General features: G+C 67.6%; 28 protein-coding genes and 3 pseudogenes. 19 read left to right on the top strand and 12 right to left on the bottom strand.

What is annotated here, in order from left to right; genetic code table 11:
- Window positions 1–60: 60 nt before the first annotated feature.
- Together ACH4D3_RS18920 and ACH4D3_RS18915 are read right to left on the bottom strand one after the other, a co-directional pair.
- On the bottom strand, window positions 61–678 hold the full coding sequence (locus ACH4D3_RS18920; protein ID WP_398323391.1) for a DUF6368 family protein: 618 nt from the start codon (window positions 676–678) through the stop codon (window positions 61–63).
- A gap of 292 nt (window positions 679–970) precedes the next feature.
- A complete protein-coding gene (locus tag ACH4D3_RS18915; protein ID WP_398323389.1) occupies window positions 971–2155 on the bottom strand; it encodes an IS701 family transposase in 1185 nt (394 codons plus the stop codon).
- 295 nt (window positions 2156–2450) lie between these two features.
- Here ACH4D3_RS18915 and ACH4D3_RS18910 point away from each other — a divergent pair, with 295 nt between their 5' ends.
- Window positions 2451–2699, top strand: coding sequence for a hypothetical protein (locus ACH4D3_RS18910; protein ID WP_398323387.1), 249 nt, complete (start codon window positions 2451–2453; stop codon window positions 2697–2699).
- A gap of 95 nt (window positions 2700–2794) precedes the next feature.
- Here the strand turns inward: ACH4D3_RS18910 and ACH4D3_RS18905 are convergent, their stop codons facing one another.
- A complete protein-coding gene (locus ACH4D3_RS18905) occupies window positions 2795–3454 on the bottom strand; it encodes a hypothetical protein (protein ID WP_398323386.1) in 660 nt (219 codons plus the stop codon).
- A 995-nt stretch (window positions 3455–4449) separates the two neighbouring features.
- Between ACH4D3_RS18905 and ACH4D3_RS18900 the strand changes: the two genes are divergently transcribed.
- A complete protein-coding gene (locus ACH4D3_RS18900; RefSeq protein ID WP_398323384.1) occupies window positions 4450–4716 on the top strand; it encodes a GlsB/YeaQ/YmgE family stress response membrane protein in 267 nt (88 codons plus the stop codon).
- Between the two features lie 515 nt (window positions 4717–5231).
- Here ACH4D3_RS18900 and ACH4D3_RS18895 read toward each other — a convergent pair.
- The 4 genes from ACH4D3_RS18895 to ACH4D3_RS18880 all read right to left on the bottom strand — a co-directional run bounded on the left by ACH4D3_RS18895 (window position 5232) and on the right by ACH4D3_RS18880 (window position 10651).
- Window positions 5232–5654 carry a hypothetical protein gene (locus ACH4D3_RS18895; RefSeq protein ID WP_398323622.1) on the bottom strand — a complete coding sequence of 141 codons (423 nt, stop codon included), beginning with the start codon at window positions 5652–5654 and terminating at the stop codon, window positions 5232–5234.
- A 762-nt stretch (window positions 5655–6416) separates the two neighbouring features.
- Window positions 6417–7478, bottom strand: coding sequence for a ketoreductase domain-containing protein (locus ACH4D3_RS18890; protein WP_398323621.1), 1062 nt, complete (start codon window positions 7476–7478; stop codon window positions 6417–6419).
- 715 nt (window positions 7479–8193) lie between these two features.
- Complete coding sequence (locus ACH4D3_RS18885) at window positions 8194–10014, bottom strand: ADP-ribosyltransferase domain-containing protein (protein ID WP_398323383.1); 1821 nt, start codon at window positions 10012–10014, stop codon at window positions 8194–8196.
- Window positions 9983–10651 carry a macro domain-containing protein gene (locus ACH4D3_RS18880; RefSeq protein WP_398323382.1) on the bottom strand — a complete coding sequence of 223 codons (669 nt, stop codon included), beginning with the start codon at window positions 10649–10651 and terminating at the stop codon, window positions 9983–9985. Before ACH4D3_RS18880 ends, ACH4D3_RS18885 begins: the two co-directional genes overlap by 32 nt.
- 232 nt (window positions 10652–10883) lie before the next feature.
- Here ACH4D3_RS18880 and ACH4D3_RS18875 point away from each other — a divergent pair, with 232 nt between their 5' ends.
- The 5 genes and pseudogenes from ACH4D3_RS18875 to ACH4D3_RS18855 all read left to right on the top strand — a co-directional run bounded on the left by ACH4D3_RS18875 (window position 10884) and on the right by ACH4D3_RS18855 (window position 14016).
- Window positions 10884–11408: a TetR/AcrR family transcriptional regulator gene (locus tag ACH4D3_RS18875; protein ID WP_398323381.1), complete on the top strand. Its 525-nt coding sequence runs from the start codon at window positions 10884–10886 to the stop codon at window positions 11406–11408.
- Window positions 11399–11749 carry a hypothetical protein gene (locus tag ACH4D3_RS18870; RefSeq protein WP_398323380.1) on the top strand — a complete coding sequence of 117 codons (351 nt, stop codon included), beginning with the start codon at window positions 11399–11401 and terminating at the stop codon, window positions 11747–11749. The genes ACH4D3_RS18875 and ACH4D3_RS18870 overlap by 10 nt, the downstream gene beginning before the upstream one ends.
- Before the next feature lie 14 nt (window positions 11750–11763).
- Window positions 11764–12792, top strand: coding sequence for an alpha/beta hydrolase (locus tag ACH4D3_RS18865; protein WP_398323378.1), 1029 nt, complete (start codon window positions 11764–11766; stop codon window positions 12790–12792).
- Between the two features lie 402 nt (window positions 12793–13194).
- Window positions 13195–13512 (top strand): annotated as a pseudogene (locus tag ACH4D3_RS18860) (transposase); the annotation flags it as partial.
- 42 nt (window positions 13513–13554) lie between these two features.
- Window positions 13555–14016 carry a hypothetical protein gene (locus ACH4D3_RS18855; protein ID WP_398323376.1) on the top strand — a complete coding sequence of 154 codons (462 nt, stop codon included), beginning with the start codon at window positions 13555–13557 and terminating at the stop codon, window positions 14014–14016.
- Window positions 14017–14035: 19 nt separating this feature from the next.
- Here ACH4D3_RS18855 and ACH4D3_RS18850 read toward each other — a convergent pair whose 3' ends face one another.
- The gene (locus ACH4D3_RS18850) at window positions 14036–14287 is read right to left on the bottom strand and encodes a hypothetical protein (RefSeq protein ID WP_398323374.1); all 252 of its coding nucleotides are present in this window, start codon (window positions 14285–14287) and stop codon (window positions 14036–14038) included.
- Between ACH4D3_RS18850 and ACH4D3_RS18845 the strand changes: the two genes are divergently transcribed.
- Window positions 14255–14875: a transposase gene (locus tag ACH4D3_RS18845; protein WP_398323372.1), complete on the top strand. Its 621-nt coding sequence runs from the start codon at window positions 14255–14257 to the stop codon at window positions 14873–14875. The genes ACH4D3_RS18850 and ACH4D3_RS18845 overlap by 33 nt on opposite strands.
- Here ACH4D3_RS18845 and ACH4D3_RS18840 read toward each other — a convergent pair.
- From ACH4D3_RS18840 to ACH4D3_RS18825, 4 genes and pseudogenes are all read right to left on the bottom strand, one after another.
- Window positions 14872–15264, bottom strand: coding sequence for a hypothetical protein (locus ACH4D3_RS18840; protein WP_398323370.1), 393 nt, complete (start codon window positions 15262–15264; stop codon window positions 14872–14874). The two genes, ACH4D3_RS18845 and ACH4D3_RS18840, sit on opposite strands and share 4 nt — an antisense overlap.
- A 95-nt stretch (window positions 15265–15359) precedes the next feature.
- Window positions 15360–15733: pseudogene (locus ACH4D3_RS18835) on the bottom strand (transposase family protein); the annotation flags it as partial.
- 41 nt (window positions 15734–15774) lie between these two features.
- Window positions 15775–16371: a hypothetical protein gene (locus tag ACH4D3_RS18830; RefSeq protein WP_398323368.1), complete on the bottom strand. Its 597-nt coding sequence runs from the start codon at window positions 16369–16371 to the stop codon at window positions 15775–15777.
- 276 nt (window positions 16372–16647) lie between these two features.
- A complete protein-coding gene (locus ACH4D3_RS18825) occupies window positions 16648–16833 on the bottom strand; it encodes a DUF4240 domain-containing protein (RefSeq protein ID WP_398323619.1) in 186 nt (61 codons plus the stop codon).
- A 717-nt stretch (window positions 16834–17550) separates the two neighbouring features.
- On the opposite strand from ACH4D3_RS18825, the gene ACH4D3_RS18820 reads away from it, so the two are divergent.
- The 11 genes and pseudogenes from ACH4D3_RS18820 to ACH4D3_RS18770 all read left to right on the top strand — a co-directional run bounded on the left by ACH4D3_RS18820 (window position 17551) and on the right by ACH4D3_RS18770 (window position 26150).
- Window positions 17551–18273: a DUF2589 domain-containing protein gene (locus ACH4D3_RS18820; protein ID WP_398323366.1), complete on the top strand. Its 723-nt coding sequence runs from the start codon at window positions 17551–17553 to the stop codon at window positions 18271–18273.
- 264 nt (window positions 18274–18537) lie between these two features.
- Window positions 18538–18897 (top strand): hypothetical protein, encoded by a 360-nt coding sequence (locus ACH4D3_RS18815; RefSeq protein WP_398323364.1) that lies wholly within the window; start codon window positions 18538–18540, stop codon window positions 18895–18897.
- Window positions 18894–20489, top strand: coding sequence for a DUF2589 domain-containing protein (locus tag ACH4D3_RS18810; RefSeq protein WP_398323362.1), 1596 nt, complete (start codon window positions 18894–18896; stop codon window positions 20487–20489). Before ACH4D3_RS18815 ends, ACH4D3_RS18810 begins: the two co-directional genes overlap by 4 nt.
- Complete coding sequence (locus ACH4D3_RS18805; protein ID WP_398323360.1) at window positions 20486–21295, top strand: hypothetical protein; 810 nt, start codon at window positions 20486–20488, stop codon at window positions 21293–21295. The genes ACH4D3_RS18810 and ACH4D3_RS18805 overlap by 4 nt, the downstream gene beginning before the upstream one ends.
- 265 nt (window positions 21296–21560) lie before the next feature.
- Entirely contained in the window at window positions 21561–21752 is a 192-nt protein-coding gene (locus tag ACH4D3_RS18800; protein WP_398323358.1) for a hypothetical protein, read from the top strand.
- 130 nt (window positions 21753–21882) lie between these two features.
- Window positions 21883–22160, top strand: a pseudogene (locus tag ACH4D3_RS18795) (Tn3 family transposase); the annotation flags it as partial.
- A gap of 133 nt (window positions 22161–22293) precedes the next feature.
- Window positions 22294–22929: a TetR/AcrR family transcriptional regulator gene (locus ACH4D3_RS18790; RefSeq protein ID WP_398323356.1), complete on the top strand. Its 636-nt coding sequence runs from the start codon at window positions 22294–22296 to the stop codon at window positions 22927–22929.
- The gene (locus tag ACH4D3_RS18785; RefSeq protein WP_398323354.1) at window positions 22926–24410 is read left to right on the top strand and encodes an MFS transporter; all 1485 of its coding nucleotides are present in this window, start codon (window positions 22926–22928) and stop codon (window positions 24408–24410) included. The genes ACH4D3_RS18790 and ACH4D3_RS18785 overlap by 4 nt, the downstream gene beginning before the upstream one ends.
- A 168-nt stretch (window positions 24411–24578) precedes the next feature.
- Complete coding sequence (locus ACH4D3_RS18780) at window positions 24579–24728, top strand: hypothetical protein (protein WP_398323352.1); 150 nt, start codon at window positions 24579–24581, stop codon at window positions 24726–24728.
- 121 nt (window positions 24729–24849) lie between these two features.
- Window positions 24850–25041, top strand: coding sequence for a hypothetical protein (locus ACH4D3_RS18775; protein ID WP_398323351.1), 192 nt, complete (start codon window positions 24850–24852; stop codon window positions 25039–25041).
- A 440-nt stretch (window positions 25042–25481) separates the two neighbouring features.
- On the top strand, window positions 25482–26150 hold the full coding sequence (locus ACH4D3_RS18770) for a DUF4259 domain-containing protein (protein WP_398323349.1): 669 nt from the start codon (window positions 25482–25484) through the stop codon (window positions 26148–26150).
- Window positions 26151–26153 lie beyond the last annotated feature (3 nt).

Genomic DNA, 26153 nt, shown 5'->3' with positions numbered 1-26153 from the left:
TCAGGCAACACGGCGAACGTTCCAGGTCACAGCACCACCTCCGCCGCGAATCTGTCTGGGCTACTTGACCAGCCGGAAGTCGGGGTGCCCGACCCAGGCCCGCAGGAACTCCGCCGATCCCAGCGCCATCCAGTCGTCGCCCGCGATCCCCAACACCCCCGGAAGGCCAGCGACGACCGACGCCTGTCCATCCATCAGCTCGACATTGGCCACGCCCCCGATGACGTCCATGACAGCGGCGGTCAGCAGGGCCGTGGTCACATGGTCGATCTCGCGATTGCAGCCGGCGCTGACATTGACGGCATGGGTCGGTCTGAAGCCGAGGATGGCCTTCACCTCGGGCTCGTCCGAGTGCTCAGCCTCGAAGATGCTCTCGTCGCCGACGCCCGGCCCCATCAAGTAGACCAGGAAGGGCCGACGCCAGTCCTCGCGCCGCGGATTGAACCCCACCAGGGCTGTGAGCTCCTCGTCCGCGGAGGTGTTGCCGAGGAGTGGCAGCGGGAACGGCTTTCGCCAGTCCTGCTCTCGCCCGTCCTCGACGCCCAGTCGCTCTGCAGGCACGTTGACGTCGAAGAACCCAGGCCGCTTCTCGTCGAAGTGGGAGGAGAGCCCCACCATCAACGCGCGAAACTTCCGCAGCACACCCGGGGAGAGCGGCTCCGCCAACTCGATCACCACAACGTCGGACCAGACATGCTGGGAGCCTAGTTTGATCAGCTCCGCAACCGCTCGCATTGTTCCCACACCGAGCCCAGCCGGTCCGAGCACGGACGCCGTCAACCCGGCGAACCTATGCGGTCAGAGCACTAGTACTGCAACGGTGCTTGCCGTGACTGGTGGCCAGGTCAGGGGATGTGTCCGCGTCGTTTGTAGTGGCTGGTGCGGGCCTGGTGTTGTCGTCGGCGGCGCCAGGTCGACCAGTGCAGGATGTGCTCGACGGGTGTGGGCCGGCGGTTGGTGAGGCGGGTGATCAGCTTTCGTATCTCGGCGAGGCTGAGGTGGATGAGCTGGGAGGATCCGTTTCTGCTTTCCCGGTATCCAGCTCGCGGGCTCGCAGGACGGTCAGGCAGGCGTGGGCGGCCATGGCCAGGGTCATGTGGCGGTGCCATCCGGGGTGGCGGCGGACCTGGTAGTCGTCCAGGCCGCATTCCTGCTTGGCGCTCTGGAAGCATTCCTCGATGGCCCACCGGCTGCCCGCGATGCGGATCAGGTCATCCAGTGTGGTCTCGGCGGGGCAGTAGGCGATGTAGTAGGAGATCTCCTGCGGGCGGGCGACGCTGCGGCGGGCGACCACCCAGTGGCGGCGGTCGGACCGGTGCCAGGGCCGCACCTCGACGCGTGCCCAGTCGTAGATCCGCTGGCCGTGAGCTCCGGTGCCGCAGGAACGACGTTTCCATTTCTGCCGGGCGAGGCCGTTGAACAGGTCGTGGACGGGATGGTCGATCGCCCAGCGGGTGACCACGGTGTCGTGCCGGGTGGTGGCCATGACGTGGAAGACGTCCGCCCGCTCCAGCTCGGACCGCCAGCCCTTGGAAAAGCCGTAGGCGGCGTCCGCGGTCACCCACCGAAACGGGACCTTGTCTGCGATCGCGCGGCGGACCATTGCCTTGGCCATGGCCACCTTGGTCTCGAAGGCGACCTCGTCGCCGATGCCGGCCCGGCGGCATCTTTCCGGGTCGTCGGTCCATGAGGTGGGCAGATACAGTCGCCGGTCGATCAGCGTCCGCCCACGGTCGGTGGCATAGGCGAGGAAGACGCCGACCTGGCAGTTCTCCGTCCGCCCGGCTGTGCCGGAGTACTGGCGCTGCACCCCCGCCGACCGCGTGCCCTTCTTCAGGAAACCTGTGTCGTCCACGACCAGGACGGCACCGGGGTCGCCGAGGTTGTCGACCACGTACCGGCGCACGTCGTCGAGCACCTCGTCGGCGTCCCATTCGATCCGGTTCAGCATCCGGTGGATGCGGTCCGGGCCTGCGTGGCCTGCTTCCTCCGCCAGCGTCCAGCCGTTCTTCCGCTGCAGCGGAGCGATCAGGCCCCGCATATAGGCCAGTGCCGACTCCCGGGGCTCCGACCTGCTGAAACGGTGCACGAACCGCCCATGCACAGCTTCCAGTTCACCCGCCCACAACCTGACATCAGCAAGGTCCCCACCCATAACCACACCAACGACCAGCCTGGCCACCAGTCACGGCAAGCACCGTTGCAGTACTAGGCCTTGAGATACCTGCTGACGTACGGGCCCTTTGGATTTTGACCGCAGGGGATGACGGGGTCAACGGTGCGGGATGCCTGCCCGGGAACCAGGCTCTGATGTCTTTGGAGGCCGTGGCTTCCGTATACCGGCAGAAGATGGACTCCCAAGCACACCAGGACACCTCAACGCCGGCCGCCCGGAATACGACCAGACCACCGTCTGGAAGTCATCACGGCTTCCGGTGGTCTCCTACGGCGTGACCGACCGCACCTCAGGGCTACACCTGGTCACCTCATCAGGCTCTCTGGGCCGCTGGTCCCGATACAACGAGGGCCAGGACGATGAGGACGAGACGCTCCTCACCTACCTGGAAGACGTCGCCGACATGCTCGAATCCCCGGACCTTGCCACACGGGACAAACCGGGCCTGATCGACGGGGTACTGGTCTGGGGCAGCAGGCTCGATCCGGCGCAGGAAGACTGGTGGCAGCCCCTGACCGGCTGAACGCGGAGGGGCGGGGGAGCCCAGGCTGCCTCAGCCGACCTTGCGCCAGGTGCAGGTAGACGCAGTCGAGGTGCAGTGCTCGAAGCCCGGCAGGGTCACGAAGAAGCCGTCACCGTCGAGCATCCGCCACGACGGGGCCGGAAAGCCACTGAACCCCGCTGATTCTGCACGCTGGGGATAGCCGCACGCCCGCACCGTTCCGAACCACTCGGCCCCTTGGTCGCCGCACGGGTATCCGCCAGAAGCCCGTAGTTCGCAGAGCCGTCGCCCATCTTGTCGGTGAACAACAGTGCACACTTGCTGCCGGACGTCACCAGGTTCACGCTCTTGGGATAGCCGCCGGACTCATGCGTGGAGGCCATGGCGAACTCATCGCAGTCGACCGACCCCACCGACGCGTCGGACGCGTGCACACTCCAGGTGTTGTCGCATACACGGGTACGGCTGTTGTCCGACGTCCACGTGCCCCCGGCACTGTTCTTGACGGGAGTGTCGGGGCCCAGGTAGTGCATCAACGAGCCCCACCGCTTGGAGCCGGCGTGATCAGGCATCACTTGCTGCATGTACCAGTAGTGACCACCGGCGGCCGGATACAAATTGGTGTCCACCGTCCAGTTCAGCTTGAAGTACGGCAGCACACAGCCCGGCGCAGAGCCCTTGACTATGTCGTCGCAGCGCGGTGCAAGCTCTCGGACTTCTTCGATACCGGAGCTGCCGAAGTCTGCCGTTGCGGAAGCGGTGAGACTGGCATCCACGGTCGCTCTTACGGACCATCCCAGGTCGATGATCTCCTTGCCTGTGCCGGACCAGGTGGTCTGGACGGTCCCCCACCGGCCGCTGTACTGGCTCCAGTCGTTCGCGTCCCAGTAGGCGTTCTCGCCTGCGGAGTTGTTCTGATTGTCGGCGGCCAGAATGCGGCCATCCTCGGCTACTGCAGGGAGACATTTTCGACGAGTCTTCCGGCGGCGCTATAGGGCGAACGTTGTCTGATGCGGCACCAGGTGGCGCGGTACATCGCGCCAGGTCACACCGGTGTGCGGCACGTAGCAGATGCCCGCCAGCGCGACTGGGTCCGGTATTCGGCGCCGACCCTTGCACCAGTGTCGCCGTTCAGGGCGGGGCGGCAGCGGAGGAACCACGCGGGGGCGCAGGTCATCGACGCGAGACCATTTTCCACGCACGGAAGGGTGCCAGAAGAACGCGGTTGAGGTGGACAGTTCCGCCCGGCACACTCGCCCGATGCGCGCAGGGTCGAGATCACTCTCGTCCACGAGGGTCACTGTGCGGGAGACGGCCTCCGTGTCCCGTCCGGCCTGTGTACCGGTCATTCTGGTGGTAGGGGCCTCGGCCTGCTGCTCCAGGCCGGGCGGATGTTTCACCGTGGTATTGCTACTCTTCGACGCGTTGCCCGTTCCGACGACGGTGAAGCCTGCCTCGCGCAGCTTCTCGGGCGGAATCCCCGGCAGTTCGTTCTCGTTGATCGCCGAAGTGCCACAGCCACGGAGCGCATCCGCCGGTCGGAGCGGTCTCGCAACACGCGGGACGGAGCACATGTCCACGGACGAATTCCCAGATGCCACAACCGACACGGCGGTTCCCGCCGCTGCACACCGAGGGTGCCCGCCGACCGGCGTCGCCGGCCCGCCCACAGAGACGCCCACTCAGCATCACATCCTCTACACAGCTGTAGAAGATATGCTGTAGGGGTCCGACTCTTACAAGCAGAGCAGTGGAAGGGAGCGCCGGAGAGATGAGCGTCATCGCCTGGCTGATTCTGGGACTTCTGGCCGGAGGGATCGCCAAGCTGATCCTGCCTGGGCGGGACCCGGGCGGTTGCGTCGGGACAACGGTGATCGGTATTGCGGGAGCGTTCCTCGGCGGCTGGCTGTCGGCCCAGTTCCTCGACCGGCCGGTACAGCGGGAGTTCTTCGACGCGGCCACCTGGGGATCAGCCATCGCCGGCGCCCTCGTTCTACTGGTCGGCTGCCGCCTGCTGTTCGGCAACTCCCGCAACTGACGGGTGACCCCCAACGGCTACGAGCTCGATGCCTCCGCGCTGGTTCACCGCCGTTCACCGATCGTCGCTCTTGAGCGCCATCGTCTCGCTCTTGAGGACTCACGCCGGACACCGATTCCCTGCCGCGCGGAGAGAGGAGGTCGGTAGCGCGAGTGCCACAACGAGGAGGCACGAGCCTGCAGCGGGCAGACCTCGGTCGGCCAGGCCGTACTGTGCGGCGACCGCCAGCGGCAGATGAACGATGCAGGCGGCGTAGGGGGCCTGCCACCACCTCCTTCGCCCACCAGCTACTGCCTTGCACGTGCCCGCGAAAGAGCGTGAGCAGTCCGACGCACAGGGATGCACACAGCACACTCTGGTATGGCGCCCACACGACGGACGGCCCGTTCGCCCCGCCCGGTCCAAAGCCGGTGGAGTCGGCGCCGGCCAGGAAGAGCGCAGGCTGCCAGCGATGATTCCCAACGCGAAGAAGGTGGACTACTGCGGCACGCGTGCGGGCTCGACCTGGAGGAATCTCAGAACCGGTACCCACTCGTCTGAACCACAGGTGGCCGAACTGGAGGTCCGACCAGGAGGGGCCGCCCCCAACCTGTCGGCTTGTCCCCCAGTCCCACGTTCACGTCGGTGAAGTAGCGCGGGAATGACATCGGCGGGTAGCCACGGCAGTGCACGCAGTATGCGTACAACAGTCCCGGCACGATCGCCAGGGCGTCGACCGCGCCCGGGATCCCGAGTCGTACCAGCCGACTTCCCAAGAAGCGCCGGGCGCCGCGGCGCTCGTACGAGCCGGGTGCGAAGACAGCGGAGACGAAGAAGAACCGGCTCATGAAGAAGGAGCCGTCAACGGCGGACAGCGTGGTAAGAACACCCGAACGCGGCCGGCCCTCGACGTACCACCAGTCGGCGGGACCATAGGGCTGGGCAGCATGGTGGACCACGACCAGGACAGTCACGGCGATCCGTAGATGGCCCCGCAGCACGGGGTCCGCTCCGAGCAGGCGGGCGGAGGCCGCCCAGTTGATCCGCCGGGATCTCCTGCGACAGGTCGACGCCCGAGACTTCCGCGCCCAGAATCGGGATGATCCGTTCGACGGTGACTGTGCGGTAGGGATGCGCGGGGCGCGTGGTCACCGCATCGATTGCCTCGCGTTCGTATGACTCCATGTCAACCTCCAGAAGAGTGGGTTCAGTGCAGGTCGGCGGTCCCAGGTGTGCCGGCACCCGGAATCGCCGGCGTCGCTCTGATGGCCTTGGCCACCGTGTCCACCTGGGGTGCCGCGACGATGCCGTGGTGGTCCGTGGGCAGGTACCTGAGTACGGTGGACGAGGGGAGGCAGGTGGCCCACTGGCGCTCCGGCTCCTGGGGGGGGCGGGGGCGGGCATGCCCACTGTGGGGTGCTCGGCAAGCCACAGATACGTGAGGACGGAGACGAGCGGCTTCACACGGTGTTCCCCGAGGCTGCGCAGGTTGGCGCGGCAGCAGTGAGCCAGTCTCTCGGCGTACGCCTACGCGTGCTCGGTCGGCAACGAGGGTGCTGGGCTGCCGAGTTCGGCGGCGCGCACCTTGTCGAAATGGGCTTCGTCGTAGGCGGTGGTCAGCACCCTTGCGTGGGGCAGTGGCGGAGGCCTGGATGTCGCCGCCAACGGGTGCACCAGACACAGGACGGCCGGACCGGTCTCCTCCAGTCAGTTGTCGAGGACTACCCAGGTCGTGCTTCCGGTCGCCTCGGCGGTGGGCTCGGCGGGGTGAGGGCCACCTCCATGTGCTTGAGGATCTCCGTGACGCTGACGCGGTGACTGAAGGACGACAGGTCGAACTCGACACCGTAGCCGTCCTTGGTCCGGGCAATCAGGCTGATCAGGGTCAGCGAGTCGGCCAGGATCGATCGCCCGGGCCATGGCGTCCGCTCGCTCTTCGGAACCTCCGGCGCCGGGGGCTTCCTCCGGTACGTCCGTCCGACTCGCCGATCCGGTGCGTGAGGACTAGTCCTCGGGTTCGGCGGAAGTGTAGAAGGCTCGATAGGCCTCGATGTCTGCAGTGGAAACGAGGAGTTTAGGCAGTTGCGGGGCAAGGGCATGGCCGAAGACCGCTTTCCTTCCTGGCCGGTCAGGCCCACCGAGAGATGGTCCTGATGGCGGGTGTCGGGGTTCAGGACCCGGGTCGCCATTCCGCTCTCGCTCCAGATGTCCCAGTCGAATCCCATCCGGACTGTCGTCTCCGTGTCGGTGGCCCGGTGGTGGTGGGCGAAGCCGTCGAGGAGGCTCGCGCCCGCCGCGTAGTCGCAGTGGTCCACACCGCCGAGCCAGACGGACATCGAGGAGCAGTAGACCGCGACCGCCGGACGGAAAACTGCGATCAGGTGCTCGACGACGAGTGCGCCTCTCTCGCGGACTGCGACGGCCTCGCGCATCGCTGTGCTGTCACGCCGTACGAGCACCCCGGCGTGTCCGAGACCCGCCGCGTGGATGACGCCGTCTGGCCGTGACGTCTGGTCGGTGACGGCCGCCGCCGCTTCGTCAGCAGGCGTGGTGGCGAGATCCGCCCGGACGGGGCCGACGTGGTGGCCCCATTCGTTCGACTCCTCGGGCAGCCGCGGGTTTCTCGACAGCACCAGGATCCGACCGCGGGTGTGTGCGAGCAGCCACGCGGCGCCGGGCCCATGCCGCCCGTGCCGCCGATCACCGGGTGGACGGTGTCCTCTCCGGCCGGTACGAGGGGCCGCCTGCCCGCCGGGTCCGGTACGGGGACGGTGCCGGGCCACCACCAGTAGCCCTGCCGCAGTGCCGGCCGGCGCGGCAGGGCCGGGCCGTCGCGCTTACTGGCCTCACCTGTCTCGGCGACGATCGAGGCCACGTGCCCGGCCCAACGGTGAGGTCGCCGTCGGGGACGTCGGTCCACCGCCCCCGCCACGGGCTGGGCACCGTACGACAGCCACCACACACGCGGGGAGACACCTCGCCCGGTCAGCGCCTGGGCCCGGGCCGCCGCGGTGTCCGGGCAGGTGCGGCGGGCGTGTTTCAGGCTGCCGGGACCGACCGGCCCGCAGGACGGTTCCCGACAAGAGCGGGGGTCAGCGGCTCGTGTGGTCGGTGATCCGGAGGGCGGCGGGTATGCCGGAGCCGGCGGTGAGTGCTGCGGCGGCGATGACGGTTGCGTGAGGTCGGGGACGCCGGCGTGCATTCCTGCGAGGAGTGGTCCGGCCGCGCAGCCGACGTCGCGCCAGTACCGGGTGGGTGCCCAGGATAGGGTGCGCCAGGCGGGATGCGCGGGTCGGAGACGGGTCGCGAGCGCCCAGGGAAAGCGCTCCTCCGGCCGCCGCGGGAGACGAACTTGTCGCGGGCCACGGCCGCGCTCCCCCACCAGCAGTGCATGGCGGGAGGGCGCAGCATCGCGATCACCATCTCGTTGACGGCCATCGAGTGGGAGGCTCCGCCAGAGTCCGAGCCGCGTTGCCTTGCGTGCCCGGCCCAGGCACGTCATGACACCAAGCCGGCCCCCTCCAGCTCGGTCAGCCGCACGGTGCACAGACCCCCACGCTCGGCCTTCACCTCCGTCACCTTCAACTGCGTTCCCGGCGCGAGGATGTACTCCTCCTCCCCCGTGAACGCGGAGAACTGCCGGATCCCCACCGCCCGCGCGGGCGTGACCTCGAACAGCGTCCGCCGACCACGCCCGCCGAGGAACGCGCGGGCCACACCCGGCTCGGACGTGCACGACGACACGCCCCACCACGTCACCGTCCGCCCCAGCGGGTACTGGGACCGCAGATCCAACGCCACACCACGCCACAACGGCCGCGTCTGCGCCGGCAACGCCTCCATCGCCGAGAACAGCAACCGTAGGTACGGCAGGTACGGCACCACGCGCTCGCGGTCCGACGAGCGCAGCACGGCGTTGATCTCGCGGTAGAAGCCCGACTCGCACGTGTACAGGTAGAGGGCCGAGATCGCGTCGGCCGACATGGCGCCCACGGCCTCTCCGGACAGCGCGCCCGCGGACGACGCCTCAGCGGCCTTCGTCTCCCCGAAACGGCTCGACAGAGCGATATGCCGATCCAGGTGTGCGAGCACCCGCGAGACCGGCTCGACGGCCTTCTGGAAATCCACCAGAGGCGTGTCGAACACCCCGGTGACGGGCGGCAGAACGAGGCCCTCGTCCTTGACGCTGGTGAGCCGCTCCAGATACAGCTGGTGCAACTCCATCGTGGACGCGATGAACGCGCCCATCCGCTTCGCGACACCACCGTCCTTGGGCTCGCCGGCCCCTTCCGTCCCCTGGTCCCAGCCCTTCTGCGGCAGCCAGTCGACCGGCTCGGCCCCCACCACCGCCAGGGCGTCGTTCACCTGGGCGAAGTGGTCGCCCTCGCAGAACAGATCCCCCTGGGCGGCCGGATTGGCGTGGTCCAGGTGACGCACCTGCACCCCGGGGTACTTCTCCTCCAGCCGCTGGACGACCCTCTTCAGACTGCGGGCGTGCGCGCCCCACCAGGCGAACACCACCCCCCGGTCGTCCTCCTCCACCGCATCCTGCTTCGCCCTGAGGATCTCCTCGACGATCTGCTCGGCCACGGGCCGCCAGAACGACGTGTGCCGGTCGGTGGCCATCGCCCCGTCCGCACTCGCCGTGAGCGACGCGTTCAGCAGCAGCACACCTTGGGTGAGCATCGCCTGAAACCACTCGGGCGGCTGAACCGTGTCCTCCTTCTTCAACAGGGCTCGGACGTCGGCGATCGGGGTCTTCTTGACGATGCCGTACTTCCACATCGCGGCCGCCTTGATGAGGCAGCGGATGCTGACGACCCTGCCGAACTGGCTGTCCTTCCAGTCGTTGAAGGTGTTGTCGAACATCGCGATACCGGTCGCGCTCTCCGTCCGCGGATAGGGGTTCTGTCCGAAGACGACCACCTTCCACTTCTCCGGCGGATGCGGCTTCAACGCCTGGAACGTCAGCTCGCGCACCGGAACGACCTCCGGGCTGCGCTTCGGGCCGATGAACTCGGCGGCTCCCGGCTGCGCCTCGATCACCGGTTTGAGCAACGGCAGCCACGGCTCGCCGCCACCGGTGAACAAGTCGGCCAGTTCCAGCGGATCTCCGGCCGGGGAACCGGCATCCTGGGCGGCCGTCACGTCGACATCACTCACGAGGGTGGGACTCCCGATAGTCGAACCGGATGCCCCCACGGGCGCCCCGGCATGCTGAACAGATGCGGCAACGTCGTCACCGGTGTTCGCGCCCTGCGCGGCAGAGGCTTGCGAGGCCTTCGGGTCAGTGGCGAAAGGAAGGCCGCTGAGGCACATTGATCCGGACCCGCCGTGCGGACCCCGCTCCCTCGATGTCGTCGAGTTGCCTCAGTACAGCGGCCCTCAACTCGTCGTAGTCCGCGAAACCGTGGTCGTGGAAGAGGGTGTAGCCCGTCCACATCAGGTTGGCGCACACCTCCGCGGGCACCTGCCCGGTCTGCGCGCCCATCCCGACGAGAGCCACCGACCGGATACTGTCCGGCTTCGCCCGGTTCTGCAGATGCACCGCCTGGAAGGCAGCAGCGCAGGCCAGCGCCACGTTCATCGTGTCGCTGACGTCCTGTGACGACTGGCGCATGGTGGGTGTCGAGATGAGGTACCGGGGCACATCCGCCCCTGACGGGACACACACCGCGCTCCCCACCGGCAGCCGTCCGCCGAACCGGTCGCGAATCGCCCGTTGCACCCGCACCTGGATACCCGCACCGAGGTACCGCTTGACGGCGGCGTCGACCCCACCGTCCATCCGGCCACGCTCGTTCGTGGGCGAGACCCAGGCGTCGGCCCCCACATCCAGAAGGGAACCCCGCCTGATCTCGACCTCCGGCGTGTCCGCGAAAGCGGATCGCCAGGCCGTCACCACCTCCTTGTTGACGTCGACCAGGACAACGCTCAACGCATGCCTGACACCCACGAATTCACCCCTCCCGCCCTGTGATCCCGAACGATCCCGAAGCTACCTCGCACCACTGACAACGCCGTACGACAGACCTGCTCGAAACGAGAGCCCGCCTGAGTCAGTCCAACGCCGCACAGCTGCCTTGTGGCTGGCCCACAACTGGTGAAGACCGTGCCTCGAAGGGGACGGGAGATTAAGGAACGATTGTTCTTGACTGATCATTCCTAAACTGTCTAACGTAGTGGCCATGGGCAGGCCAAGAGCATTCGACGAGGACGAAGCGGTGCGCGCCGCCGTGGATCTGTTCGGCGGACGCGCCTATGACGGTGTGTCCGTCGACGACCTCGTCAGCCACCTCGGCGTACACCGCAACAGCTTGTACAAGACGTTCGGCAGTAAGCGCGGCCTCTATCTGATCGCTCTGCGCCGCCACCTCGCCGACGATGTCCGCCCTTTGCTCAACGCCCTCGGCACCGCATCGGATGCCGCGGCCGCGCTGCGACTCGTCACCACGGCCGACCTCCGTCTACTTCTACTCGCGACGATCGAACGCGCACCGGTCGACGAGGAAGTCGCCTCCGAGGTGACAGCCGCATTGGCGGCAGTCGATCAGGCGATCGCCGACGCGCTCGGCGTTCCCGCCGACCTGGCCTCCGCCCTCACCGCCGCCGCGCTGGGCATTCTCCTGCGCGGCAACCCCGAGAACGCCGTCACCGCACTGACCCAACACCTCGACCCGATTCCCCCGAAGCGGAACCCGAAATGGCACTGATACGTATCGACGGCGACGACCTCGTGGTCGTGATCGAGGGCCTCGACAAGCTCTGGTCATTCAAAGGCAGCCTGACCACCCCGCTGGCCAACGTCCGTGGCGCGACCGCCGCCCCCGGCATCTCCGCCGACCCCAAGGGAATCCGCGCGCCGGGCTCCCACCTCCCCGGCGTCATCACCGCCGGCACGTTCTACCAGGACGGCGAGAAGATCTTCTGGGATGTCAGGGACCCATCCAAGGCGGTCGTGGTCGAACTCGCTGACGAACAGTACGCACGCCTGGTGCTCCAGGTCGAGGACCCCCGCGCGGCTGTCGCCCTGGTCGAAAGGGCCCTTGCATGAAGAGAGGTAGTCCGATGTTTCGCCACTTGGCAGCAGCTGTGACGGCACTGGCCGCCGTGACGGCCGCCCCGGCCGCGGCAACACCCGGGCTCGTACCTGCCGCCGACCGCGAGGTCGCCTTCACGGTCGACGGAACGACCGCGTACGGCACCCTGCACGTTCCCGAACACCGCCCCGGGCAACGGCTGCGGGCAGCACTGCTGCTGCCCGGCAGCGGACCCACCGACCGGGACGGCAACCAGCCGCCCGTGTCCTCACCAAACACCCTGACACAGTTGGCCGACGCGCTCGACGGGGAGGCAATCGCCACTCTGCGGTTCGACAAGTACGGCACCGGCCGCACGGGACTCGGCGCCTATCGGGACCACCCGGAAGAACTCGACTACCCAGCATTCGTCCGCCAGGCACAAGCCGCCTACGAGTCGCTGCGCGATCAACCGGAGACCGACCCGCACGAACTGCTGGTCGTCGGACACAGCGAGGGCGCGATGACGGGACTCGTGCTCGGCGGCACCGTCCGCCCGCGTCCCGTCGGCCTGGCGCTGCTGCAACCCCAGGCCATCCGCATGCTGGACCTGGTCGCGCTCCAGCTCAAAGCCCAGGTATCCGAAGCGACCCGGCAAGGCCAGTTCACCCCTGAGCAGCAACGCACCGTACACACGGCCATCGACGCCGCCGTCACCTCACTGCGCGAAAACCTACCGCTCGAGACCACCGACCTGCCCCCGGCGATCGGCCGGCTCTTCGAGGCCTTCCAAGGCCCCAACGCCCGGTTCGTGGACAGTGACGACGCCGTCTACCCACCGGACATCGCGGCCGCGCTCCGGCCCGGAACCAACGTACTCCTGACCTGCGGCACGAACGACGCCCAGGTCCCTTGTGCCACAACGAACGCCCTGACGACCGCCCTGCGTCACGCGCATGCCGGCGGACCGGGCCGAGTGACACTGCCGGCAGTGGACCATCTGATGCACGACCCCGATCACCCGGACACGCTCGCGCCGCCCGTCCTCGATTCCTTGCACCGGTTGACCCGACACTGATGCCGGACGAGGACGCCCTCGGACGTGCGGCACCAACTCGACATGCCGGGGCGGCCGAGCCGACAGAGGTCTGCTGCCCGACGGGGCCTTCCTCATCCTGGCCCACGGCAAGGAACTCGTCCGTCCCGGGCCAGCTCACGGGCACCCTGGGCGCGGGTGACCTGCGAGTCCGCGTCAGCAGCGCGGCTGCCCGCAGCGGCGGGACGCACCGTTCGTGACCGTCGTAGGGTCCAGCCGTTGCTGCCGCTGCGGCCGACGCGTGGGCTAGAGCGCGTCTCCTTGATTCGCTTGTCGGTCGGTTGATCGGATGTGTCTGTCCAATTGCTGATCACTGATGCGATGTGGGGTCGGATCAAACCGTTGATGCCGGTCGACCCCCCGTTCGCGGTCGACGGTGGGCCGATCACCGTCGCAGATCGCGTGTATTCGTCACGCTCGATCCGGAAGCATCTCCGCCAACGCGGGATCCGCGCTGTCATTCCCCAGCCGTCCGACCAGGCCGGTCACCGTAGGCGCCGGGGTCGTTCGGGTGGCCGGCCGCCCGCCTTCGACACCGAGGCGTACAAGCAGCGCAACGCGGTCGAGTGATGCATCAGCCGGTTCAAGCAGTGGCGAGGGCTGGCGATGCGAATGGACAGATTCGCCATCGCCTGCCAGGCGGCGCTCCACGTCGCCGCCCTTCTCATCTGGACCCGGACATGGAGGCGTCGGGCCACCTGATTGGAGAGGCACCTGCTCAGTCCAGCGTGACAGCATGCGGCAATGGTCTTGCGACACCCCGACGGCAACTACACGATCACCATGATGTACTCCGTGCCCGATGACGCCTGGTACCTGGAACTGGATCTCGTGGCCAAGCAAGAGACTCTCGTCACCGCAATCGTCCCTGACGAGGATCCGGCACGGGAACCCACCGTCTGCTTCACCCCGCACGCGGGGCACGCTGACGTCCCGTACAAGGTCATACGTTGGTTCATGCACCATGTCGATGAAGAGATCCGTACCTCCCGTGCCTGGATGCGGCTGAGACCGGAGCTCGTCGAGATCGTCTACCAACTCCGCAAGGAACACATGGGAGTTATCGACGATGACGACTTTCCCCAGATTCTGACGGCCGTGCGCACCACAGTCTCCGAGAAGGACCTCCCTGACGTTCTAAAGGCCGCCTTCGGGCGAAATCCTGACGGCACCACCATGGACCACCCGCAAACGCCCAGCCCGTAGACGGTCGAGGAGACAGGGCCTAGTTCGGGCCGACCGTCGTGGTGGGGGGGCGGGCCATTACGGTTTCGCGCAGGACGTTCCAGGCGTGGCGGCGGGTGTCGTGGTCGGCGAGGGCCTCGTTCCAGGACAGCCACAGGCGGTTGAACGTGTCGTCCACGGCGCTGTCGCGCTGGTCGTCGTCGAGGAAGTCCTGGGCGTAGAGCGTGTAGTCGCTCTCCACAAGTTCGCGGAAGGCTCCGTGCTCCAGGGGCGGGGCTGTGTAGGTGGGCATCTCGGTGATGCGAGGTCGAGCGGCTTCGGGCAATCTTCCGAGCCGACTACCTGGGGCAACTGCCGCAGGCCGAAAGGGCTCTGGGACATCAGACAGTGGCGCTCGCCCGGCAGGTCGACTCCGCCCGCCTCAGCGTCACTCAGCTCGCGGCGGCGACGGGAGAGGCATTCCTCACACCCTGATGCAGACATCATCACACGCTTCCCGGGGCTGTCTGTACTGCCCGGGGCACGCGTCCTCGCCGAAATCGGGGGCGACCGCGAACGCTTCGCGGACGCCAGAGCCATGAAAGCATATGCCGGAGCGGCACCCGTGACGCGAGCCTCCGCTCGAAGCCACGTGGTCGTGGCCCGGACCGTCAACAACCAGCGACTGGCCTCAGCCGGGCACATGTGGGCCTTTACAGCCCTCTGGACGCAGGCTCCGCGAGCCCACTACGACCGACGCAGAGCTGGTGGAGAACGCTATACCGCAGCTCTCAGGAACCTGTTCAACAAACTGCTCGGCTGCCTCTACCACTGCCTGCGAAACCGCATGCCCTATGACGTCGAACGCGCCTTCACCGCACCCGTCGCACTCGCTGCCTAAAGCCGCGGGCCCACGAAGATGTCGACTGCGGCGGCTTTCCAGCCAGGCTCGTCAACAGCGACATGGATTTGCCGCCTGCCCCCTTCACCGATGAGGCTCACGAAGCGCGTCACACCCATGACATCACCGACGACCAGCCGTCCGTCAGCCAACGAGATCGGCCCCTTGAAGACGGTCGTGAAGGAAGGGTCCGGCCCTGGCGCCTCGTCGAGCGGATCGGTGAAGAGCCGGACCTTGATGAGCCGAACCTGAGCCTGAACCCGGATTGCCACATGAGTGTCACACCCGACCGCAGCCTCGCCTCTCAGCTCCAGCACCGGCAGCCAGTCGGTCGACCCCAACGCCAGAACCGGATGATTCACCCGAATCTCCACGCTCGCGACCTGCACATTCAACCCTCTCTGGTGTCCGCCTCATGACGCGCCGCGGTGTTGTCGGGTCACTCCGACAGACGAGGCACTTGACCTCCGACGACATGAGATGTTTTGGACTGCTCGGCCACCGTGTGGTCGCGGGTGGGGGGCCAGGGTGTGGTCCACGATGAGCACGACGTCCTTGTGGAACCGCTTATGGGGCCTGAGCGGCGAGAAGAGGCCCGAGGTGGCTGACGATGCGGTTGGCTGCGGACTTCGAGACGCCGAATAGCGGGGCGAGCTGGCGCAGCGTCAGGTTGGAACGCCAGTATGCGGCCACCAGGAGCAACCGGTCTTCCAGCGGAAGCCGCCACGGCCGGCCTCGCCGAGCGGTGTCGACGCCTTCGCGCCGCAGCGCACGCACCACCTGGTTGAACTGGCGCGGTCCCACGCCGGTGAACGGAGCTATCCAGGATGGCTCTGAGGCCGTGATCACACCATGCACGACAGAGATCATTTACGCCCGGCATCAGCTGGGGAGCAATCTCAGCCGAGGAAGTCCTTCCAGAACGGCACGGACGCCTGTGGAGCCCATGGCGCGTCCTCGTCGACCTCGCCGAACTCGCGGTCGATGTAGTCGGCCAGGTCGTGGCCGTAGCAGATGATGTCAGTTCCCCACACTGACAGGACCGGATGTCCCGGAGTGTCGGGACCCGCGGGTATGAAGCGGTGCGCGTAGACGGGAACGAGTCGTGGCGCTCGGGCAAGTACCGCTCGAGCCACCTCGACGGCCTCCTCAGTGGCGGTGGGACGCACCCCCAGGGCCGGATGCCAGCTGCCAGCGGCGACATCGCCCAGCACTTCTCGTACCGGCCACTCCAGCCGATGGCGCAGGTCGTCCGCATCGGCGTGCCGCCAGTCGGGCCAGGGCTGCTGCCACGTTGCGCCTTCCTCGGGAGGTGAGGCGACCGGCAGTCCTGCCTCCAGGAAGGCCCGATGCTCCGGGGAGAACTCGAACCCGTAGGTCGCCTTGATCCGGCTGAACTCTTCCTCAGTGAGCCCTGGAGCTATCTCACAGCAGTCCGCCTCCGCCAACCGCCGCGCGGCCTCCGTTCCCAACCAAGCGCCATCAGTGTCGATCACTCCGGCACCGTACACACACCGCTCGCACGGCATCGCATCTTTTCGAGCCCTGACGCGTTGCCTCCAGGTCAATGCCGCCGCTCATCAGGAGCTTGGTGCCCACAACGAACATGAAGGGATGAGCCGAGGCTAAAACTCAGGCTATGGGCTGTCCCCGCCGCGGGCGTTTCGAAACCTGCCAGCCACTCGTGTGAGTCAGCCGGCTCCAGGACCGAGAGGGAGCGCAGCCAGCCGCGGCAGACGCCGGCACATCTGCTGTGCGTCTCCGAAGTCGAACTACTCACCCATGTCCTCGCCATCCTCCTCGGCCAGTGCGTCAGGGCAGGTAGCGGTCTGTTCATACCAATCACGTCCGAGCGCCACCAGGCCAGCCGTGAAGTCGCTGAACCGGTCATCGGGGCAGCCACCACCGATGAGGTAGGCGGCCGCCCACACGTCCCAGCGGTAGACCCCATCGCGCAGACGGCAGAAGCTGTGTTCGAAGGCGAGGATCTCTTTGCTGGCCGGACCGACAGATGGTCGACGACTGCTACATCGAGCGGCTTGTCACTGTCTTTTACGGCGTCGAGCGCGCGCCAGAACGCTTCGGTCTCCATTGCGGGCGGGCTGCCAGGGGCTACGAAACCCTCCTCCGCACGCGCGCGAAGGTTAAAACTCAAATTGGGCGAGGCCATAGCAGCAGGCATCCGTGTTCGACGCCCAGAGCACGGGCCCGTCCACGCGGATGAGGACGAAGTTGCCGTCTTCCGGGCACCTGGCGTGGTCGCCCACCGTTGTGGAGGGCGCCGTGAGCCGCACACACTGGCGTAGCTTCCTTGTAGAGGACGACGTTTCCGTCCTTATGAAGTCGCAGGCCAGTGTTTCCGTTGCCGAAGGACCACGGCTCGTTCATACGTAGTGTGCACCGGCTCTGTTGTGATTCCAGGACTCGCTGAACAAGTGGCAACGCAGTCTGAATCCGCTATACGAGCGTATTTGCCCAACAAACCATGCAATCGGAAATCCGCTGTCTCGGCACGCCCAACGGCTCCTGTTCGCAGGCGCGGACTCCCCCTCCCACCCCCGCCACCGATGCGCGCCCGTACGACTTTCAGTGCTCTCTAGCGTGTCGGGAGGCGGGCGCAACGGGGACGGCAGAGGATCACTTCAAGATCCAGTACCTGATTGAGGGAGTGGCTGATGGCGGAGGCGAAGAAGACAAGTTCGACGAGGAAGAGGACGCCGGCGGCGGCGAAGGCGCCAGCCAGGAAGCCAGCGGCGGGCGGGTCCGGCGGCGCGGGTTCCGGACCGTCCGTCCCGGGCGTCCCGCTCGTGCCGGGTGACCCGAGCCCCCCGACCTCCGCGGTCGACCTGGGGGCGGAATTGTCGCTGCCGTTCGAGCAGATCATCGGCGGACCGCTCCAGGGGGTCATCCGGTCCAGTGCGATGGCCGCGAACGAGACCGCGCGGTTCATCAACAGCGTGGGCTTCGACGAAAAGAAGCACGCCAGGATGGTGGATTTCACCTACACCTCGGAGCCCACGGAAACGGATAGCGCCGCCGGAAAGAAGGTGGTGACGAATGTGTCGGTGCCTCTTCTCGCGGTGGTGCCGGTTCCCTATCTGCAGCTCTCCAAAGTGACCCTCGACTTCAATGTGAAGATCGACTCGGTCTCGAAGCAGGAGAGGAAACAGGACGTCGGAGGCGAAGCGTCGGCGAGTGGCGGCTTCTGGGGCATCCAGGCTTCAGTCAAGGCCAGCTACAGCTCGAGCAGTTCGAGTTCCGACACGGTCAGCCGGAGTGCCTCGATGTCGGTCCATGTGGAGGCTCAGCAGGGGCCGATGCCGGGCGGCATGGAGAAGATCCTGACGATGCTGACCGACAACGCCGTCACCACCGCCGTCCAGGAAAAGACCACCTGACGGAATCCAACGTCGAATCCCATCCGTTCGTCTCCGGACGTCCGGGGGCGGCACTGCATCCGGCTCGGACCCCAGTGCCGCCCCGCCCCCGACCGCAGTCAGTATCCGGCGCCCGGAGCCGCGCCAGAGCCGTTCATCTGTCATGCCCGGCCCGCTCCTCACATTCCCCCGTTCGGATGACTCAGGTTTCCGGGGGAGGCGATGGTCACCGCCACCGCCTCAATGAGGGGTGCGAGCCGAAAATTTTCCAACCTAGGACATTCAATGAGTGAGTTGACGATGCGTGGGCTTCTGCAGAGTTTGCAGCAGGCCGTGGCCGATGCCGACCAGGCGGTACGCGCGGCCCAGGAGCCGGACAGCGACTGTGTGGGAATCCAGCCGCAGATGGCCATTGACGACGTTTCCTTCACCGTCTCCTTCGTGGCCGATCAGGTCGCTCCGTCTGCGCCCGCTTCCGGCCAGGTCGCAGAAGACGTCCGCATCGCTGTCGACCAGCAGGCTCTCGCCGATGCCAAGCACGTGCACGAGGTCAGGTTCACCGTGAGCAACCAGCCGGTGGAGCGGCTCGAGGTCAACGGCCGCTATCACATCGTCCCCGCAGGAGCCGCGGGGGACCAGCGATGAGCGACGACGACGTCCCGGTCAGCGCGCTGCTCGGCGCGGCGTACGAGGCTGTGGTCCACGGGCAGGGCCTGGCCGCGCGCGAAGCGATCGAACTGGTCAAGGATCTCGGATTCGATAAGTACGGCAACGCGAAGCCGTTTTGCTTCGCCTATCAGCGCACCGAGGCGACGGAAGCCGGGCCGCAGGTGCGTACTGTGCACGCCACCGTGCCGCTGCTGTCTCTGGTCAACCCGCCGGTCATCAGCATCGACAGCGCCAAGATCAACATGAGCCTGCACCTGACCAGCCAGGACATCAGAACCGGGCCGGCCGACGGCCCCGCCGCGAGCAGTGCAGCGGCGGCGACCACGCCCAAGCTGAAGGGGCGCATTGTCCACCAGGGGGACAAGAACGCCGTCCTGACCATCGAGTCCACCCTCAAGCAGCGCGACCTGATGGCCAGCAGCCGGCTGTCCCAGTTGCTGGAAGCGGCGGTCAGCGACCGTGACAGCGTCTGGTACCAGGTCCTGGACCTGGCAGAGGCGTTCCGCAAGGCCGCCACCGCGTTGATCGACACCGTCGCCCAGGACGGCTCCAAAGGGAAGGGCGTGGGGGTACGGGAGTGGCTGCAGCTTCTGTGGGAGTTGAAGGAGACCGTCACGGACGCAGTGAGCGCCTTCCGCGACGGGCTGCCGGAGAAGATTCCCCCGCTCCACCAGAGGTGGAACACCCAGTGCCGGAAACTGACCTGGATCGACCGGCACACCGAGCCGGAGACCATCACGCAGCTACGGCGGGCATTCATCGCGGCCGCCAGAGACGTGTGGGACGCCCTCCCGGCGCGCGCACAGGTCGCCGAATTCGGCCCGCCCACCGTGGAACAGCTGCGCGACCGCTTCAAGGCCGCCCGAGCCGCACTCGCTGCCGCGGTGCCGAGCCTGACAGATCTGCTGGGGAAACTGGAGCAGCTCGAAGGGGCCGTCGCGCAAGGCTGCATCGCCCACCAGTACAAGCAGCCGGAAGCCGTCACAGCAACTCTGGATCGCTACAACAAAACCGCTGAAGCGACCCGGGAGATGTGGAACCCGTCGGCCCAAAGCCCCGAATCCCGGGACACACAGGACGAGCTGGCCGCAGCCGCTGAGAGGGTATGGGACGCGCTGGGGCCCCGTAAGGTACCGGTCGACTTCCGCGCCAGCAGCCGAATGAGCATCAAAGAGATCGAAGAGTGCACGCGATTGCTGGGGGAGCTTGATAGACAGGCGGAGCCACTCCGCGAGGAGATGCTTCGCCGGCGTATGAACAAGAAGGATCCTTGCGATCGTATGCAAATGGCCTGCACGCAAGCCTATCAAGCATGGGATAAGGGCAAGGAGGCTTTGCAGCTCGGGAAACGGATCCCAGACAGCAGCATGAAGGGGGTCATCGAAAAGCTCGAAACTTTCAACAATCTAATCCGGTATGGCAACTATTCCGTGCCCTCTTACGATCCGGACAGGTGGAACCCCGCCGCTCGTGCCTGGAACAGGGCGGCCCTTCAGATCTGGGGACACCTCATCGACACCAGAACCCACCCGGTCACCGAGCTCGCCTACGTGGAGAGCCGTTCGTGAGCTGCATGGATGGCGGCGGCCCTGGGCGGGCGTCCGCGCCGCGCGCGGAAGGAGGGGAGTGCCCGCGGCAGGCCACGCCCCTGGCCGCGCTGCTCGCCCAGGCCTGCCGCACGGTGCTGGACGGGCAAGTCGGCGCGGTGGGCACCGGACTGGCAAGTGCGGCCCGGACCCTTCTCACCTGCGACGACGAAGGCCGCCCACAACCCGTCGCGCAGACGGCGGCTGCCACCGGCCCGGCCCGCAGCACCCGGCACATCGCCCTCGCCGACCTCTGCGGATGGCCCCTCTACAGCGTCGAAACCGCTCGCATCACCCTGCACCTCACCATGCCCGCACCCCCCGGCCCGGACGGCGTCGCGCACACCGCGGTCCCCGCCACCGCCACCGCCACCATGACCGTCACCATCCGGCTGTCCACCCGGCCGGGCCGCCGGTCCCTCGCCGACGATCTCGCCGCGGCCGCCCTTACCCCCGCCCCACCCAGCGTCGACGGCGACCGGTTAACCGCGGCGGCCCGCCGGGCCGTCGCGGCCTGGAGACACCTGCCCGGCCTGTACCGCTCCGCCCGGCGGGTTTCCGACGAGGCTCCGGACCACCCGGCCACCACCACGACAGTCCAGACCGCGGAAGACCTGGCCACAGCCGTATGCACGTGGTGCGCCGGCGGGCCACCGGTCGACACACGCCTCCTCGCACGCGCCCCCCGCCCCGACGCCCTCGATCCCGACGCACCACCCGCCCTGATCGCCCTCGCCACCACGGTGTCAAGACTCCGCGACGCCCTCGCCCCACCAGAACCCGCTTGACCTGCTCGGCAGGGACGGACAAGGAACCATCGACAACCTGCCCACCGGCGCGCGACCACCCCCTGGGCACTGGGGCACGGCCAGCGGTACCCGACCGGCTACGACGACAGGCGAACGTGACGGCACTCGCGGTGCGCTGGTGCGTCGACCACCCCGCCTAACGTGCTCGTGCACGGTAAACGGTGAGACGTAGACGTCGGGCTCCTGATCGTCGATCATGGTCAAGTGTGCTGGTCCCCTCGTCTGGAAGCCTTCCTTGGGCAAGTTGGGTAAGCAGGGAGCCGTTCTGCCGGCCGATCTGTGCCGGGTCGGGGTGCGCTCGCCCTCACTGCGGGAGGCGGCGGCGGTCAACCCGGGATCCCGGATCGTCGAATGCGAATCGTCCGACGGGGAGGTCCTGATCGCGGTCATGCCGCCGGAACTGGAGCACGTGATCAAGGCTCTGGAGAGCGTCTAGCCTGCTGGCCCGACGGTGGCGGTGGCGGTGGCGGTGCCCGGTCGGTAGTTATAGGCGGCCGCCAGCTTCGGCTGGTTGGCCGAGTTGACTCGTTTCCACTCGTGGATGTCGGACTCGCTGGAGGCACGTAGCCGCCTTCGCGGAGTACGGGTGGATCGCCGAGACCCTGCACCTGCTGCATGTGGTCGATCCCGTCGACGACACCTATCGGCGGCAGATGAACCGGCAGCTCACTGTGCAGGAGTCCCGTCGCAAGCTCGCCCGGGACATGTGTCACGCGAACGCGGGCAGATCATGCAGGCGTACAGGACGGGCCAGGAGGACCAAGTCGGCGCCCCTCGGTCTCGCGCCGGATACAGCCGGCTGTGGACGACCCGATATCCCGACGCCGCAGTCGAGGAGGTGCGGACCCTGCCCGCCCGCGCTGCGCGACCCGGGGCCGGCGGTCTCCGCGAGGACGACGGCGCCCCACGTATGACCCACAGTCCGCCGATCAGCTCCAACATTGACGGAGTGAGTACTCACTCCGTACAGTTTTCGTATGGCAGAGACCTCTCCCGCTCCCTCCCGGCGCCGTGCGGCGCCCATGGAACCCGACCAGCGCCGCGCGATGATCGTCGCTGCGGCCCTTCCCCTCGTCATCGAGTACGGCGCCTCCGTGTCCACGGCGAAGATCGCGCGCGCCGCAGGCATTGGAGAGGGCACGATCTTCCGGGCCTTCGCCGATAAGGACGCGCTGCTCGCGGCCTGCATGGCCGAGGCGGTACGCCCCGACGACACCCTCGCCCACCTGGAATCGATCGCACTGGACCAGCCGTTGGCGGCGCGGCTCACCGAGGCGGCCGAGGTGATGCGCGGCTACATGATGCGCATGGGCGCCGTTGTCGGTGCCCTCGCGTCGGCCGGGCGACTGGACCGCCCTGCACCGGCCGATCCCGCCAAGGACGGCCGCTCCCCGGATCGCGAAGCCGGCCTCGCCGCACCCCGCGCAGCCCTGGCCGCGCTGTTCGGACCCGACCAGGACTCCCTGCGACTGGCCCCGGAACGGCTCGCGGACGCCTTCCAGCTCATGCTCATGTCCGCCGGCCGTCCCGGTGCCCCGGACCCGCTGACCACCGAAGAACTGGTGGACCTCTTCCTCAACGGCGCGCTCACCACCCCGGGGAAGACCCGGTGACCACCATTGATGCGTACGACACGCTCGTGCCCCGGCACCGGACGGCGGTCACCTTTGCCCTACTGGGCTGCGCCTTCCTGGCCATGCTGGATGGAACCGTGGTCGGCACTGCCCTGCCGCGCATCGTCGAGGAGATCGGCGGTGACGGTTCCTGGTACGTCTGGCTCGTCACCGCGTACCTGCTCACCTCCTCGGTCGGCGTCCCGGTCTACGGCCGCTTCTCCGACCTGTACGGCCGCCGCCGGTTACTGCTCGGCGGACTCACCGTGTTCCTGGTCGCCTCGCTCGCCTGCGGGCTTGCCGGGTCCATGACGGTGCTGATCGCCTCCCGCGCCGTGCAGGGTCTGGGTGCCGGAGCCCTGCTCACCCTCGGCATGGCCCTGATCCGCGACCTCTATCCGCCCTCCCGGACGCAGGGACTCATCCGGATGCAGACGGTCCTGGCCGCGATGATGGTGCTCGGCATGGTGGGCGGTCCGATCATCGGCGGCCTGCTGGCCGACCACGCCGGCTGGCGCTGGGCGTTCTGGCTCAACCTCCCCATCGGCCTCGCCGCCTCGATCGTCCTTGCCCGGTTCCTGCCCGACCACCGGCCCGCCGCAGCACCATCCGGCCGCCTCGACGTGGCAGGGATCGCGTTGCTCGCCGCAGGTCTCTGCCTGGCTCTGACCGGCCTCAGCCTCAAAGGCAACACCGTCGCCGGGCATGCCCCGTCCTGGACCGACCCCGCCGTCGCGGGGTGCCTGCTCAGCGGCCTGGCTCTGCTCGCCCTGCTCGTTCCCGTCGAGCGGCGCGCGGCCGTTCCCGTGCTGCCCATGCGGCTGTTCCAACACCGCACCTACAGCGCCCTGCTGGCCGCGGGCTTCTTCCTTCAGGTCGCCGCGCTGCCGGTCGGAGTCTTCCTGCCGCTGTACTTCCAATACGACCGCGGCCACTCAGCCACCGTCTCCGGCCTCCTGCTCCTCCCCCTGCTCATCGGCATGACGCTGGGCAACCGGCTTACCGCCACCGCCGTCCTGCGCAGCGGACACGCAAAGCCCACACTCCTGACCGGCGCCGGGCTGCTCACCCTCGGCACCTCCGCCTTCTTCACTCTGGACACCACGACACCCCCGGCATGGACGTGCGTATGGCTGCTCATCGCCGGACTGGGCACCGGGCCGGCCATGGGAGGCATCACCATCGCCACCCAGAACTGCGTCCCGCACGCCGACATGGGCACCGCCACCGCAGGCTCCGCCCTCACCAAGCAGATCGGCGGCGCCTTCGGCCTGGCATGTGGCCAGTCCCTGATGAACCAGCACGCCACACCCACGGCCGCGATCGGATCCACCATCGCCTGGAGCGGTGCCGTTGCCGGACTGCTCGCCCTCGCGGCGCTCCTCCTCATGCGCAACATCGCCATCCCCACCCCTGCGAGCCGCCGTAGCGAGGCAACGGCCCGCACAGCGACGCCGACGACCGGCGAGTCCGCTGCATGACCCGCGACGCCTGTCGACGAACGAACGTGGCCTTGTCCACGAGAACGGGCTCTGGCGCAACTTCTGTGATGGCGCCACTCTGAGTGACAGGCGGACTCCTTCGAGCCTTCCGCGAAGTCGCCCGAAAATGGTCCGTGGACCAGGCGGTGGGGCTGACAGTTCGGGGCCGTGGAAGAGGTCGCGCTCCCAATGAAGGAGTTGTTGTTCGCGTCGATCCCAGACGCCGCGGTGCTGTCGGTGGACGTGGACATCGAGATAGTGCGCATTGACGCCCAGGGCATCGCGGACGGCGCTGTGTGGCCAGTTCGCGAAGTCTGACCGGATCGAGTTCATGGTTCCTGTCTGCGGTTTCCCGCTGATGTACCGAGCGGTGGCTGAAGCGTTGTCCTCCAGCTGAGAGTTCGCCGGTTCACCTCTGGGAACTCGGGCTGCACACGCCGTGCTCCAGCCGGTCGACGGACTTCCCGAACCTGAGGGGGCCGCGCCGCGGGTGGTCGGCGTCGACGAGTACGCCACCCGTAACGGCCGCCACCACGGCACCGTCCTCGTCGGCATCGAGACCCGCCGCCACGTCGACCTGCTGCCGGACCGGGAGGCCTCCAGCGTGGCGGCCTGGCCGCCTGGTCTCTGACCGGCCAGGCGTTGAGGTCGTTTTGCCGCGACCGGGCGCCGTTCGTCGCCGAAGGCGCCGGCGTCGGCGCACCGCAGGCCGTCCAGGTTGCGGACCGGTGGCACCTCTGGCACAGCCTGCGCGAAGCCAAGGAGAAACACCGTCCGGACCACCATGGTCGACCGGGCACAGGTTCGCCGACCGCACCAAGGCCCGGTATGCCGCCGTCCACGCACTCCTGGAGGCTGGGTACAGGGAGGAGATCGTGCCGCTCGGCTATCAGGGCAGCTAGCACAGCTACCAGCGTGTCCGCGGCTGGCTGCACAAGAAGCGCGCTTCACCGCAGCCGCTGACCGCCCGGCCGCTGTCGCCCCGAACGGTCTCCGGATGGATCCTCCGCCACGAGCTCGATGCCCTGACCCACCACGTCCGATCCCTCGCGACCTTGCCCACCGACCGGCATGGCGAATCTTCCGGAGTGGCTCGACGCAGTTCGTCAGGACGACCTGCCCAGCCTCCACACCCTCGCCGAAGGCATCGACCGCGGCCTCGACGTCGTCATCGCCGGCTTGACCCTGCCCTGGAGCTCGGGCGGAGGGGACGGCCACGTCAACCGCACCAAAATGATCAAACAGCAGATGTACGGACGCGCTGCAGTGCGAAGATCCCGAGACGACCGCGCGAGGAGAGATATGGGCACCTGGGACATCGGCGCCTTCGGCAATGACACCGCCGCCGATTTTGCCGGCGACCTGGACGAAGCAACCATGGAAGAACGCGAGTCCATGATCCGCAGAGTCCTCAAACGCGCCGCCGACCCTTCGGACTACCTGATCACCTCCGACGCCGAGCGAGCAGTTGCCGCAGCAGCCCTGGTGGTCGCACAGCACCCTGACGGCGAGCCCACGTGCACGAACTACGGCCCATCGAAGCCGCTGCCGGAGTTGCCCGCAGACCTTCGGACGCTCGCCGTCGGCGCCCTGGACCGAGTAGTCGACGAGCGGTCTGAAATCGCCGAGCTGTGGGATGAGGCCACGGACGGGCCGAGATGGCGCCGAGACATCACCCGCCTCCGCGACGTCCTAGACCCTCCGATCCCATCACAAGAGGAGGCCCTCTTCGAGATATGACAA

It is taken from the genome of Streptomyces sp. NPDC018026, from assembly GCF_044327745.1.
Classification (GTDB): domain Bacteria; phylum Actinomycetota; class Actinomycetes; order Streptomycetales; family Streptomycetaceae; genus Streptomyces; species Streptomyces rubrogriseus.
Note: the sequence above shows the minus strand (reverse complement) of the source record. Positions and strands in the feature narration are given on the sequence as shown.

What these genes read in the sequence shown, in the direction of transcription:
- ACH4D3_RS18855 (WP_398323376.1), top strand. Translation starts at nt 13,555, where the DNA reads ATGGTCTTGCGACACCCCGACGGCAACTACACGATCACCATGATGTAC.
- ACH4D3_RS18815 (WP_398323364.1), top strand. Translation starts at nt 18,538, where the DNA reads ATGAGTGAGTTGACGATGCGTGGGCTTCTGCAGAGTTTGCAGCAGGCC.
- ACH4D3_RS18850 (WP_398323374.1), bottom strand. Translation starts at nt 14,287, where the DNA reads ATGCCCACCTACACAGCCCCGCCCCTGGAGCACGGAGCCTTCCGCGAA.
- ACH4D3_RS18875 (WP_398323381.1), top strand. Translation starts at nt 10,884, where the DNA reads ATGGGCAGGCCAAGAGCATTCGACGAGGACGAAGCGGTGCGCGCCGCC.
- ACH4D3_RS18915 (WP_398323389.1), bottom strand. Translation starts at nt 2,155, where the DNA reads ATGGGTGGGGACCTTGCTGATGTCAGGTTGTGGGCGGGTGAACTGGAA.
- ACH4D3_RS18770 (WP_398323349.1), top strand. Translation starts at nt 25,482, where the DNA reads ATGGCGAATCTTCCGGAGTGGCTCGACGCAGTTCGTCAGGACGACCTG.
- ACH4D3_RS18870 (WP_398323380.1), top strand. Translation starts at nt 11,399, where the DNA reads ATGGCACTGATACGTATCGACGGCGACGACCTCGTGGTCGTGATCGAG.
- ACH4D3_RS18820 (WP_398323366.1), top strand. Translation starts at nt 17,551, where the DNA reads ATGGCGGAGGCGAAGAAGACAAGTTCGACGAGGAAGAGGACGCCGGCG.
- ACH4D3_RS18900 (WP_398323384.1), top strand. Translation starts at nt 4,450, where the DNA reads ATGAGCGTCATCGCCTGGCTGATTCTGGGACTTCTGGCCGGAGGGATC.
- ACH4D3_RS18885 (WP_398323383.1), bottom strand. Translation starts at nt 10,014, where the DNA reads ATGTGCCTCAGCGGCCTTCCTTTCGCCACTGACCCGAAGGCCTCGCAA.
- ACH4D3_RS18810 (WP_398323362.1), top strand. Translation starts at nt 18,894, where the DNA reads ATGAGCGACGACGACGTCCCGGTCAGCGCGCTGCTCGGCGCGGCGTAC.
- ACH4D3_RS18790 (WP_398323356.1), top strand. Translation starts at nt 22,294, where the DNA reads ATGGCAGAGACCTCTCCCGCTCCCTCCCGGCGCCGTGCGGCGCCCATG.
- ACH4D3_RS18865 (WP_398323378.1), top strand. Translation starts at nt 11,764, where the DNA reads ATGTTTCGCCACTTGGCAGCAGCTGTGACGGCACTGGCCGCCGTGACG.